The following is a 12,857-nucleotide window of genomic DNA, read 5'->3' as shown; positions in this document are numbered from 1 at the left end:
GCCACCAGATTTTCGATAGATTCGCCTCAGAGCAGGCAAAACCGGGAAAGACGCGCATGGCGCATGTACAGCAGGGCGCGAGACCGCATTTCTCGCAACCGATCCGTCAAATCGTGATGATGCTGATCGCCATCGGGCTGTCGGGCCTGGGCGTGTTCATGGCTCTGCCCTACGTGCTGCCGGTTTTTTATGCCAACCCCTATCTGAACGGATTCATCCTGCTGGTCTTTGTCATCGGCGTCGTGGCCTGTTTCTATCAGGTGACCCAGTTGATCGGTTCGGTTCGCTGGATCGAAGCGTTCGTGGGCGGCGTCGTGCGCGAAGACGCTCGTACACCGCAGCTGTTGGCCCCTCTGGCGTCGCTGCTTCGCGCACGCGGGGCGAAATCGCAGATCAGCTCGACATCGACCCGGTCGATCCTGGATTCGGTCGCGGAACGGGTCGAGGAAGAGCGGGAATTCACCCGCTACATCACCAACGTACTGATCTATCTGGGTCTTCTGGGTACGTTCTTCGGCTTGGCAACAACGGTTCCTGCAATTGTCGACACCATTCGCAGCCTGAACCCGCAAGAGGGCGAAGAAGGCCTGGCCGTATTCAATCGTCTGATGAGTGGCCTCGAATCCCAGCTGCAAGGCATGGGCGTGGCGTTCGGGTCCTCCCTGTTGGGGCTTGCCGGATCGCTGATCGTGGGTTTGCTCGAACTATTCGCCGGCCACGGGCAGAACCGGTTCTACCGTGAGCTTGAGGAATGGCTGTCGTCGATCACGCGCGTCGGATTTGCCGCCGGAGATGAAGGCGGTGCGGAACTTGCGGTGCTGACCCCGGTCCTTGATTCCATGTCCGAGCAGATGGACGCGCTGCAGGACCTGTTCGCGGCCCAGGAGGCGGATCGCGCCGAGGTATCGGCCAAGCTGGGTGCATTGGTCGATGTCATCGCGGACATGAACCAACGACAGGCGGAAACCGAAGGTGTCACCGCCGCGCTCGAGCGGATCGCGTTGGGGCAGGACGCGCTGCTGGATCACATGCGTGAACATGGTGCGGGCGAGGGGATCGACGCCGAAAGCCGAATGCGGCTGCGGTCGATGGACGTGCAGCTTCTGCGCATTCTCGAAGAAATCTCGGCCGGTCGCCAGGACAGCATGAACGAACTGCGCAAGGATTTCGAGCTGCTGGTCAAGGCGCTGACGCTTCCGCGCGGGGCGGCGCGCCACACACCGGGCGGAGAATAACACATGGCCCTGTCTCGTCGAACCGGTCAGCGTTTTCAAGGCTCGGTTTGGCCCGGCTTCGTTGATGCAATCACGGGGCTGCTGATGGTCATGACCTTTGTGCTGACCATTTTCATGGTCGTGCAGTTCGTGCTGCGCGAAACCATCTCCGGACAGGAAGACGAGCTGACGGCCCTGTCGGACGAAGTGGCCGCCCTTGCGGATGCCTTGGGCCTGGAAGAGCGCGAGAACAGCCGTCTGCAGGCCCGGTTGGGGGCGCTGAACACGACGCTGTCGCAGGCCGAAGAGGATCTGAGCCAGGCGCAGGCCTTGATCTCGTCACTCACCTCGGAGCGAGACCAGCGCGCGGCCGAGTTGGAAGAGGCGCAGACTCGTATCACGGGGTTCGAAGCGCAAGTTGCCGCGCTTTTGGCTGATCAGGCGCGCGCGCAGGGCGATATTGCCGAATTGGAATCCCAGCGCGAGCAACTGCTTTCCGAGCAGGAGGCATTGAACCTTGCCTTGGCACAAAGCCGTGCGGAGGTGGATGCCCAGGCCGAGGCCGCACGGCTGGCGGCTGCACGCCGCGAAGCGCTGGAGGCCTTGGTAGCCGACCTTGAGCAAGCGGACAGTGAGCGCGCGGCCCAGATCGCGGAATTGCAAAGCCAACTGACTGAAGAGGAAGCCGCCCGCGTCGCCGAGGCTGCTGCCGCTGAGGCACTGCGCAACAGATTGCAGAATGCGGATGCCGAATTGACGGCCATGACCCTGGCACTGGAAGAGCAGCGTAAACAGGCCGAGGAAACACTGACACTGTTGGCCGCCGCTCAGACGGCCAAAGCCGAGCTTGAGCGGCAATTCGGTGAGTTGAATGACGAAGAGCTCAAGGCTCAGCTTGAAGCAGCCCTTGCGGCGCGAACCGAAGCTGAGGCCGAGGCCGAAAGTCAGCGGACGCTGGCCGAGCAGCGTGACGCCTTGCTTGCCGTTGCCCGGGAAACGATCGCCACCGAAAAGGCTCTTTCCGCCAAGGCGCAACGCCAGACGGCCTTGTTGAACCAGCAGATCGCCGCATTGCGCGACCAATTGGGGTCGTTGCAGGCGCTGCTGGATGACTACAAGGACAGGAATGCCGAGGCCGAGGTGCAAATTCAGACCCTTGGTCAGGACCTGAACGCGGCCCTTGCCCGGGCCGCTTCCGAAGAACGGCGCCGCCGCTTGTTGGAAGAGGCCGAACGCGTCCGCCTGGAGGCCGAGGCCGAGAAACTGGCCGGCCAGAATCAGGAACTTACGGCACAGGCCGAAGACCTGCAGCGGTACCGCTCCGAGTTCTTTGGTCGCCTGCGCGACGTACTGGGCAACCAGGAAGGCGTTCGGATCGAGGGCGACCGCTTCGTATTCTCGTCCGAGGTGCTGTTCCCACCCGGTTCGGCGGTTCTGTCCGAGGATGGCCGGCGCGAAGTCGCGAAAGTGGCTGGCATTCTGCGCGGGATTGCGGCGGACATTCCGCCCGAATTGAATTGGGTCATCCGGGTCGACGGTCACACGGATAATATCCCGCTGAACGGAACAGGACGGTATCGAGACAATTGGGAGCTCAGCCAAGGGCGGGCGCTGTCGGTCGTGCGCTACATGGTCGAACAGTTGGGCATTCCGCCGGAACGTCTGTCAGCAAACGGATTTGGAGAGTTTCAACCTGTCGATACGGCGGACACTCCGGAAGCGCGGGCAAAGAACCGTCGCATCGAATTGAAGCTGACCGAACGCTAAGCCAGTGTCAGCGCGGCCCGAAGCGGAAGCTGGGATCGGGTGTGCCCGCAAAACAGCGTGGAACAACCGGGTAGTCATCGGTCAGAAAATACGCGTAGGTGCCCGAAGGAAACTCGGTCGAGACGGTCATGGCGCCATTGCATTCATCGAGCGTTCCAAGCCCCGCCACGAACTCGTAGTCTTCGTTGAACGTTCCATCATGTCGTCCGTCAGGAGCGGCGCCGCCAGGGCGCTGGCCGGCCTTCAGCCGGTAGGAAGTGGTCATTTGCGTGACCTTGCCGCCCTCCAAACCGGTTCGGGCGTAAATCGGAAACCCGTCAGCTGCATATCCGATCAACGGAGAGTGTTCTTTCGGTGACCAGCCCTGCATTTCGATCAGGCCGGTCGGAACCCCGTGATAGTGATATTTTCCGTTTGGTTGGACATGCGCGAAATTGGCATCGAGTCCAAGGGCGATCGCGCCGCCCATGGCATTGTAGGACCAGCCCGAACGGGGATCGCCGTGCCAGAATTCAGCGGCCAGTGGGTCAAAGACGACCCCAGTCAGGGACACGCCAAAATTCCACCCCATGCGCAGAGGCGTCGGGGTTGCATTCGCCCTCGGAACGGCCGGCAGGTTCAACTTGACCGACTGCTCGGCGATTTGATGCGGGTTGCCTTTGTTCGGAAAGCGACCGACCAGATGATTGGGGATGCCATTGCCGGTAATCGACAAGGCACGGCCTTGTTCGGTGATCTCTGATCTGTTGACGCCTGGGTTGACGGTCGCCGGTTCCAGGTTCAACGGTTCCGCACGGGTTTCGTCATGAAAGCGAAACCGATGCTGGGCAGAGGCGATAACGCCGACGACCGAGGCCGCGAAGGCGATGCTCCATATGACGGCGATTTTTCTGGACACTGCGCTGCTCCACTTCAAAGGCTATGGTCTGAAACGTGGCGCGCAGCGGTTTCCGTCGCTAGGAACTGTTTTTTTGGCGAACACTGGCGGGAGAGGGGGGTGGCCTCTCAAGAAATCGCCCGGCAGAACTGACTGCCGGGCGACGAGACTTTTTTGATTGAACCGAGGTCTAGTCCGCGGTCAGCAGCGGCGGCTTGTCGCCCGAGATCCGCGGATTGTCGGGGCCGATAATCTCGAGATCCAGATCGCCTCTCTTGACCGAGACCCGCACAACACCGCCCTTGGCCAGCTTTCCGAACAGCAGTTCTTCGGCCAACGGTTTCTTGATGTGCTCCTGGATGACCCGGCCCAGAGGCCGTGCGCCCATCTTGTCGTCATAACCCTTGTCGGCCAGCCACTCGGCAGCTTTCGGGGTCAGGTCGATGGTAACGCCACGATCCAGCAACTGCGCCTCAAGCTGCAGGACGAACTTCTCGACCACCTGCAGGATGACCTCTTTCGGCAGCGGGGCGAACGAGATCACCGCGTCCAGACGGTTGCGGAATTCAGGGGTGAACATCCGTTCGATTGCGGCGGTATCTTCACCCTCACGCCGGTCGCGGGCAAAGCCGATAGCGGCCTTGGCCTGTTCCTGCGCGCCCGCGTTCGAGGTCATGATCAACACCACGTTGCGGAAGTTCACCGTCCGGCCGTTGTGATCGGTCAGCTCGCCGTGGTCCATCACCTGCAGCAGGATGTTGAACACATCCGGGTGCGCCTTCTCGATCTCGTCCAGCAGCAGCACGCAATGCGGGTGCTGGTCAACGCCGTCAGTCAGCAGTCCGCCCTGATCGAAGCCGACATAGCCCGGAGGCGCACCGATCAGACGGCTGACCGCGTGTTTCTCCATGTATTCCGACATGTCGAAGCGCAGCAGTTCCACGCCGAGTGTATCGGCCAGTTGCTTGGCGACCTCGGTTTTGCCCACACCGGTCGGGCCGGCGAACAGGTAGTTTCCGATCGGTTTTTCCGGCTCGCGCAGACCGGCCCGTGCCAGCTTGATTGCGCTGGACAGAGCCTCGATTGCCTGGTCCTGCCCGAACACCACCCGTTTCAACGAGTTCTCAAGGTCCTTCAGAACCTCGGCATCGTCCTTGGTGACATTCTTCGGCGGAATGCGCGCGATCTTGGCAACCACGGCCTCGATCTCCTTGACGCCGATGGTCTTGCGCCGCTTGCTTTCGGCCACAAGATGCTGGGCCGCACCGGCCTCGTCGATCACGTCGATCGCCTTATCAGGCAGTTTGCGGTCGTTGATGTAACGCGCAGACAGCTCGACCGCAGTCTTGATCGCGTCGGCGGTGTATTTGATGTCGTGATGCTCTTCGAAATAGGGCTTAAGACCGCGCAGGATCTTCACGCTGTCCTCGACCGAAGGCTCGTTCACGTCGATCTTCTGGAACCGACGCGACAGCGCGCGGTCCTTCTCGAAGTGCTGGCGGAACTCCTTGTAGGTGGTCGAACCCATGGTGCGCAGCTTGCCGCCCTGCAACGCAGGTTTCAGCAGGTTCGAGGCATCCATGGCGCCGCCCGAAGTTGCACCCGCACCGATCACGGTGTGAATCTCATCAATGAACAGCACGGCGTCTGGGTGATCCTCAAGCTCGGTCACCACGGCCTTGAGCCGCTCTTCGAAGTCGCCGCGATAGCGCGTGCCGGCCAGCAATGCGCCCATGTCCAGCGAATAGATGGTGGTGTTGGCCAGAACGTCTGGCGCGTCGCCTTGGACGATCTTATAGGCCAAGCCTTCGGCAATCGCCGTCTTGCCCACGCCCGGATCACCCACCAGCAGCGGGTTGTTCTTACGGCGGCGGCACAGAACCTGGATGCAGCGCTCGACCTCGTCGGCGCGACCGATCAGCGGATCGACGTCGCCGGCGCGGGATTTGGCGTTCAGGTCCACGCAATACTTGCCCAACGCGCTTTCCTTCTGGTCGGCGTCACCGGAGGCGTTCTGCGCTTCCTCTTCACCCTGATCGGCGCCGGTCACCGGACGATTTTCACCAAACGCCGGGTCTTTGGCGACGCCGTGGGCGATGAAATTCACCGCGTCATACCGCGTCATGTCCTGCTCTTGCAGGAAATATGCAGCGTTGCTTTCCCGTTCGGCAAAGATGGCCACCAGAACATTTGCCCCGGTCACCTCGGTCCGGCCCGAGCTTTGCACATGGATCGCAGCGCGCTGGATAACACGCTGGAACGCAGCTGTCGGTACGGCTTCGGACCCGTCGATGTCTGTCACCAGATTGGACAGATCCTCGTCGATGAACTCGACCAAAGAGCTGCGCAATTCGTCCAGATCCACGCTGCACGCCTTCATGACGCGCACCGCATCGGGTTCTTCCAGCAGCGCCAGCAGCAGATGCTCCAGCGTTGCGAATTCATGACGCCGTTCGTTTGCAGCCGCCAGGGCCGCGTGAATGGCTTGTTCCAGTGTGCTCGAGAATGAAGGCACGCGGGTGCTCCTCTGTATTGGGCCGGAAGGGGTTCGAGTATTGGCCGGATCCCCATCCCAACCATGACCTCATACTATTAGAGTTTGGTTGATCATGGCGCGGCTTCAAGGGTTTTCTTTCACTTGACAGTCACATTTAACGTGACCGTGGCCGTGAAGAAGTCCAATTAGGCATCAGAAGCGGTCTTTTCTACCCCGGATCTCGGCAAAAACGGCGACCGGGTCAGCCCCCACCATTCCAAGCTGTGCCTGAATCTTGGGATCAGTCGCGCGCAGGAACGGATTGGTCGCCTTTTCCACGCCCAGATTTGACGGCACGGTCGCGCGACCCTTTGCCCGTGCCTGATCGATCTCATGCACCCGTTGCTGCAGCGCTGTGTTGTAAGGATCGATGGTTACCGCAAATCGTGCGTTTGACTGGGTGTATTCGTGACCCGAGCAGACCGACGTCTCGTCGGGCAAAGCAGCGATTTTCGAAAGCGAGGTCCACATTTGCGCTGCGTCTCCTTCGAACAAGCGGCCGCATCCCAGCGCCATCAGGCTGTCGGCCGTGAACACCACCGCGCTTTTGGGCAAGTAATACGCCACATGTCCCACCGTGTGCCCCGAGACATCCAGAACCTCGACGGGTTCGCCCCCAATCTCGAACCGGTCACCGTCAGCCACCTGTTTGTCGAGGGGAGGAAGCCGGTGAACGTCGGCCGCCGCACCAATCACCTGTGCTGGGTGCTGCTCGAGGATGCCCGGCAAGCCGTCGACGTGATCCCAGTGGTGATGGGTCAGAAGGACATGGCTCAGGCGCCAGCCGCGTGCGGTCAATTCGGCCAGAATGGGTCCGGCCTCCGGAGCGTCGACCAGGGCTGTCTGTCCGCTTGCATGGTCATGTGCCAGAAAAGCATAGTTGTCGCTGAGACAGGGGATGGTGACGATCTCAAGAGGCATGGCCTTTTGCCCTTTCGTTGCTAGACTGCGCTCAGCTAAGCCGATCGATCGGGTATCTGCAATGCATCTTGATGTGCAGGATCTTAGGAACTTCTACTACCGCAGCACGCTGGGGCGTGCGGCGCAGGCTGCCATTCGTGGCCGGCTGATCGAACTGTGGCCCGAGGCCAAGGGCCAGACGGTGGCCGGATTCGGCTTTGCGGTGCCTCTGTTGCGCCCTTATCTTGCGGACGCGCGGCGTGTCATCGGCCTGATGCCCGGACCGCAAGGGGTGATGCCTTGGCCCGCCGGTATGCAGAACGTGTCGGTGCTGACCGAGGAAACCCGATGGCCGATCGAAACCGGTCATGTGGACAAGCTGGTGGTCATGCACGGGCTCGAGACCTCGGAACGGCCTAGTCAACTGCTTGAAGAATGCTGGCGTGTTCTGGGGCCGGGAGGTCGGGCGGTGTTCGTCGTTCCCAATCGGGCCGGGCTTTGGTCCCGAACCGACCGAACGCCCTTTGGTTACGGACATCCGTATTCGGCAACCCAGTTGGAGAACCAGTTGCGCGCACATCATTTCGTGCCCGAGATGCACTGTTCCGCGCTTTACCTGCCGCCCTCGTTCCGGCGGTTCTGGCTGCGCTCGGGTGGGTTGATCGAAAAGACAGGGCAACGGATCCCGACCATCATGGCCGGTGGTGTTCTGATGGTCGAAGCCAGCAAGCTCGTGCGGCCACCAAGCGGCAGCGTGACCAAGGATGCTGAAAAACGCCCCATCAAAGCGTTGGACGGATTGCTGAAGCCGGCGTGAACTGGCGCGTATCCACAAGCGCGGGATTCCCGGAAACATGAGGGAAAAAGGCCACAGGAATCGCTAAAACAGGCAACTTGGTAACATTTTTCACGCCGGCGAATGGGTTCAAACCGTCGCAGTTTCCGTAACCAATTGAAAAGAAAGATTTTGTGGATAAAGCTGAGCCCGGCATAACATATTGCTAGGTGGCTTAGGCTCTGCTACATCCCCGGTGATTTTGATCCCCGCCCTTTCAGGACGGGGTTTCCTCACGCCCCCGGTTCAGCTGCCACACGCGAAATCGGGGCCTAAAATATCGGAAGGGTGGACGTGTCCGAACCAGCTTCGATTTCGACGGGCATAGCCAAACGCTATGCAACGGCGATCTTCGAGATCGCAAAAGAGAACAAGGACCTTGCAGGTCTGGAAACCGGCATCAATGACCTTTCGGCTGCATTGAGTGAAAGCGCGGACCTGCGCGAGGTGATCTCTTCGCCGCTGATCTCCCGGGCCGACCAGCAGGCGGCCATCACCGCCGTGGCCGACAAGATGGGCCTGCACCCGATCATGCGCAACACGCTGGCTCTGATGGCGCAGAAGCGCCGTCTGTTCGTGCTGCCACAGCTGATCAAGGTTCTGCGCGAAATGCTGGCCGACGAGCGCGGCGAAGTGACTGCCGAAGTTGCCTCGGCCAAGGCGCTGACCAAGACCCAGCTGGAAAAACTGTCCAAGACACTGTCCGAGCGCGTAGGCAAGGACGTGACCATCAATGCGACCGTCGATGAAAGCCTCATCGGTGGTCTTGTCGTCAAAGTGGGCTCGCAGATGATCGACAGTTCGATCCGCTCCAAGCTCAACTCCCTACAGAATGCAATGAAAGAGGTCGGATAAATGGGTATCCAAGCCGCAGAGATTTCTGCAATCCTGAAAGACCAGATCAAGAATTTTGGTCAAGAAGCAGAGGTGGCCGAAATCGGCCGCGTGCTGAGCGTCGGTGACGGTATTGCCCGTGTTTACGGCCTGGACAATGTGCAGGCGGGTGAGATGGTCGAGTTCCCCGGCGGCATCATGGGCATGGCGCTGAACCTCGAAGCCGACAACGTCGGTGTCGTGATCTTCGGCTCGGACCGTGACATCAAGGAAGGTGACACTGTCAAGCGCACCAACTCGATCGTGGACGTTCCGGTTGGTGACGAACTGTTGGGCCGCGTTGTTGACGGTCTGGGCAACCCGCTGGACGGCAAAGGCCCGATCAATGCCAAGCAGCGCGGCGTCGCAGACGTCAAGGCGCCGGGCATCATCCCGCGTAAGTCGGTGCATGAGCCGATGGCGACCGGCCTGAAGTCGGTTGACGCGATGATCCCGATCGGCCGTGGCCAGCGTGAGCTGATCATCGGCGACCGTCAGACCGGCAAGACCGCTGTGGCTCTGGACACCATCCTGAACCAGAAGGTCTACAACGAAGCCGCTGGCGACGATGAATCGAAGAAGCTGTACTGCGTCTACGTGGCCATCGGCCAGAAGCGTTCGACCGTTGCTCAGCTGGTGAAGAAACTGGAAGAATCCGGCGCCATCGAATACTCGATCGTCGTGGCCGCAACCGCGTCCGACCCGGCGCCGATGCAGTTCCTGGCACCTTATGCCGCAACCGCGATGGCTGAATACTTCCGTGACAACGGCCGCCACGCTCTGATCATCTATGATGACCTTTCCAAGCAGGCCGTCGCCTATCGTCAGATGTCGCTGCTGCTGCGCCGTCCGCCGGGCCGCGAAGCCTATCCGGGTGACGTTTTCTACCTGCACTCGCGCCTGCTGGAGCGTTCGGCCAAGCTGAACGAAGACTTCGGCGCCGGTTCGCTGACCGCTCTGCCGGTCATTGAAACCCAGGGCGGCGACGTGTCGGCCTTTATTCCGACCAACGTGATCTCGATCACCGACGGCCAGATCTTCCTGGAAACCGAGCTGTTCTATCAGGGCATCCGCCCCGCCGTGAACACCGGTCTGTCGGTTTCGCGCGTGGGTTCGTCGGCTCAGACCAACGCGATGAAGTCGGTTGCTGGTCCGGTGAAACTGGAACTGGCCCAGTACCGCGAAATGGCTGCATTTGCGCAGTTCGGTTCGGACCTCGACGCCGCAACCCAGCAGTTGCTGAACCGCGGTGCGCGTCTGACCGAGCTGATGAAGCAGCCGCAGTACTCGCCGCTGACCAATGCGGAAATCGTCTGCGTGATCTTCGCCGGTACCAACGGTTATCTCGACAAGATCGACGTTTCGGACGTTGGCCGCTACGAAGCGGGTCTGCTGGCGCATCTGCGCGGCAAGCATGCCGATCTGCTGCAGTGGATCACCGACGAAGATCCGAAGATCAAGGGCGAGGCTGCCGACAAGATCAAGGCTGCACTGGACGAATACGCCGCAACCTTCGCTTAAGGAGACGCGGCGATGCCAAGTCTAAAGGACCTTAAAAACAGGATCGAGTCGGTCAAATCGACCCGCAAGATCACCAAGGCCATGCAGATGGTTGCGGCAGCAAAACTGCGCCGCGCCCAGGAATCTGCCGAAGCCTCGCGCCCCTATGCCGAACGGTTCAATGCCGTGATGGCGGGGCTGGCGGCGTCGGTCGGGGGCAGCGACAGCGCCCCCAAGCTGCTCCGTGGTTCGGGCAGTGATGATGTCCATCTGCTGGTTGTGATGACAGCTGAACGCGGCCTGTGTGGCGGCTTCAACTCGAACATCGCCAAGCTGGCCCGCCAAAAGGCGGAAGAGCTGCGCCTCAAAGGCAAGACGGTCAAGGTTCTGACCGTCGGCAAGAAAGGCCGCGACGCGCTCAAGCGTGATCTGGGCGATCTGTTCGTCGGTCATGTCGACCTGAGCGAAGTAAAACGCATTGGTTACACCAACGCGCAGGACATCGCGAAGGACATCCTGTCCCGCTTTGACGGGGGTGAGTTCGATGTTGCCACGATCTTCTACTCGAAGTTCGTCAACGTTGTGACCCAGATTCCGACGGCACAGCAGGTCATCCCCGCCTCGTTCGAAGACGAAGCGACGGGTGACGACAGCGGTGCCATCTTCGACTACGAACCCAGCGAAGAGGCCATCCTGGCCGACCTGCTGCCCAAGGGGGTCGCGACAGCGATCTTCTCGGCTCTGCTCGAAAACGGTGCGTCTGAACAGGGTGCACGGATGTCCGCGATGGACAACGCGACACGCAATGCGGGCGAGATGATCGACAAGCTGACGATCCAGTTCAACCGCTCGCGTCAGGCCGTGATCACCAACGAGCTGATTGAAATTATTTCCGGCGCCGAAGCGCTGTAAGAAAACCGGAGACGAAACATGGCGAATGCAAAAGGCAAAGTCACACAGATCATCGGGGCCGTCGTCGACGTGCACTTCGAAGATCAGCTGCCTGAAATTCTGAACGCGCTGGAAACTACCAACAATGGCAAGCGCCTGGTGTTGGAAGTTGCTCAGCACCTGGGTGAAAACACCGTCCGTACCATCGCGATGGACGCGACCGAAGGTCTGGTCCGCGGCGAAGCCGTGACTGACACCGGCGCACCGATCTCGGTTCCGGTTGGCAACGCCACCCTGGGCCGCATCCTGAACGTGGTCGGTGAACCGATCGACGAAAAAGGTCCGGTTGAAGCGTCTGAGGCCCGCGCGATCCACCAGCCCGCGCCGACCTTCGACGAACAATCGACCGAGTCGGAAGTTCTGGTCACCGGCATCAAGGTTGTCGACCTGCTGGCCCCCTACGCCAAAGGCGGTAAGATCGGCCTGTTCGGCGGCGCCGGCGTTGGTAAAACCGTTCTGATCATGGAACTGATCAACAACATCGCAAAAGTGCACTCGGGTTTCTCGGTGTTCGCGGGTGTTGGTGAACGGACCCGTGAAGGGAACGACCTGTACCACGAGATGATCGAATCGAACGTCATCAAGCCCGACAACCTGTCGGAAAGCCAGGTGGCCCTGGTCTACGGTCAGATGAACGAACCTCCGGGGGCGCGTGCCCGTGTTGCTCTGACCGGCCTGACCCTGGCCGAGCAGTTCCGCGACCAGTCCGGTACCGACGTTCTGTTCTTCGTCGACAACATCTTCCGCTTCACGCAGGCGGGCTCCGAGGTGTCGGCTCTGCTGGGTCGTATTCCTTCGGCGGTGGGCTACCAGCCGACGCTGGCCACCGACATGGGCGCCCTGCAGGAACGCATCACTTCGACCAAGAAGGGCTCGATCACCTCGGTGCAGGCGATCTACGTGCCTGCGGACGACCTGACCGACCCCGCGCCGGCAACCTCGTTCGCGCACCTCGACGCGACCACCGTTCTGAACCGTGCGATCTCGGAAAAGGGTATCTACCCGGCCGTGGACCCGCTCGACTCGACCTCGCGCCTGCTTGACCCGGCCATCGTCGGCGAGCGTCACTACAAGGTTGCGACCGACGTTCAGCAGATTCTCCAGCGCTACAAGTCGCTGCAGGACATCATCGCCATCCTCGGCATGGACGAACTGTCGGAAGAGGACAAGTTGACCGTGGCCCGCGCCCGCAAGATCGAGCGCTTCCTGTCGCAGCCGTTCGACGTGGCCGAAGTCTTCACCGGTTCGCCGGGTGTGCAGGTTCCGCTGGAAGTCACCATCGACTCGTTCGAGCGTGTCGTGGCCGGCGAATTCGACCACCTGCCCGAAGCGGCCTTCCTGATGGTTGGTGGCATCGACGAAGTGATCGCCAAAGCCGAGAAGATGGCCGCAGCAGCTGCCTAA

10 protein-coding genes are annotated in these 12,857 nt (G+C 60.8%); 7 read left to right on the top strand and 3 right to left on the bottom strand.

Features of this window, described 5'->3' with window-relative positions; translation table 11 throughout:
- Positions 1-56: 56 nt before the first annotated feature.
- Positions 57-1,235: a biopolymer transporter ExbB gene (locus ACR0LD_RS09430; protein ID WP_170340518.1), complete on the top strand. Its 1,179-nt coding sequence runs from the start codon at positions 57-59 to the stop codon at positions 1,233-1,235.
- Positions 1,236-1,238: 3 nt separating this feature from the next.
- Complete coding sequence (locus tag ACR0LD_RS09425) at positions 1,239-2,981, top strand: peptidoglycan -binding protein (protein ID WP_480636606.1); 1,743 nt, start codon at positions 1,239-1,241, stop codon at positions 2,979-2,981.
- 7 nt (positions 2,982-2,988) lie between these two features.
- On the opposite strand, the gene ACR0LD_RS09420 is transcribed toward ACR0LD_RS09425, so the two are convergent.
- The 3 genes from ACR0LD_RS09420 to gloB form a co-directional block, all read right to left on the bottom strand.
- Positions 2,989-3,879 carry a YHYH protein gene (locus ACR0LD_RS09420; RefSeq protein WP_480636604.1) on the bottom strand — a complete coding sequence of 297 codons (891 nt, stop codon included), beginning with the start codon at positions 3,877-3,879 and terminating at the stop codon, positions 2,989-2,991.
- Positions 3,880-4,048: 169 nt separating this feature from the next.
- Complete coding sequence (gene clpA / locus ACR0LD_RS09415) at positions 4,049-6,373, bottom strand: ATP-dependent Clp protease ATP-binding subunit ClpA (protein ID WP_170357119.1); 2,325 nt, start codon at positions 6,371-6,373, stop codon at positions 4,049-4,051.
- Positions 6,374-6,547: 174 nt separating this feature from the next.
- Positions 6,548-7,315: a hydroxyacylglutathione hydrolase gene (gene gloB / locus ACR0LD_RS09410; RefSeq protein ID WP_170357120.1), complete on the bottom strand. Its 768-nt coding sequence runs from the start codon at positions 7,313-7,315 to the stop codon at positions 6,548-6,550.
- A 61-nt stretch (positions 7,316-7,376) separates the two neighbouring features.
- Between gloB and ACR0LD_RS09405 the strand changes: the two genes are divergently transcribed.
- The 5 genes from ACR0LD_RS09405 (at position 7,377) to atpD (ending at position 12,857) form a co-directional block, all read left to right on the top strand.
- Positions 7,377-8,111: a class I SAM-dependent methyltransferase gene (locus ACR0LD_RS09405; protein WP_170339950.1), complete on the top strand. Its 735-nt coding sequence runs from the start codon at positions 7,377-7,379 to the stop codon at positions 8,109-8,111.
- A gap of 312 nt (positions 8,112-8,423) precedes the next feature.
- Complete coding sequence (locus tag ACR0LD_RS09400; RefSeq protein WP_093965027.1) at positions 8,424-8,984, top strand: F0F1 ATP synthase subunit delta; 561 nt, start codon at positions 8,424-8,426, stop codon at positions 8,982-8,984.
- Positions 8,985-10,523 (top strand): F0F1 ATP synthase subunit alpha, encoded by a 1,539-nt coding sequence (gene atpA, locus ACR0LD_RS09395; RefSeq protein ID WP_170339951.1) that lies wholly within the window; start codon positions 8,985-8,987, stop codon positions 10,521-10,523. It begins immediately after the preceding gene.
- A 12-nt stretch (positions 10,524-10,535) separates the two neighbouring features.
- Positions 10,536-11,414, top strand: coding sequence for a F0F1 ATP synthase subunit gamma (locus ACR0LD_RS09390; protein WP_170369672.1), 879 nt, complete (start codon positions 10,536-10,538; stop codon positions 11,412-11,414).
- 18 nt (positions 11,415-11,432) lie between these two features.
- A complete protein-coding gene (atpD, locus tag ACR0LD_RS09385) occupies positions 11,433-12,857 on the top strand; it encodes a F0F1 ATP synthase subunit beta (RefSeq protein WP_170357123.1) in 1,425 nt (474 codons plus the stop codon).

Source organism: Ruegeria sp. BF8 (assembly GCF_056538625.1).
This window is presented reverse-complemented; position numbering and strand designations above follow the sequence as displayed.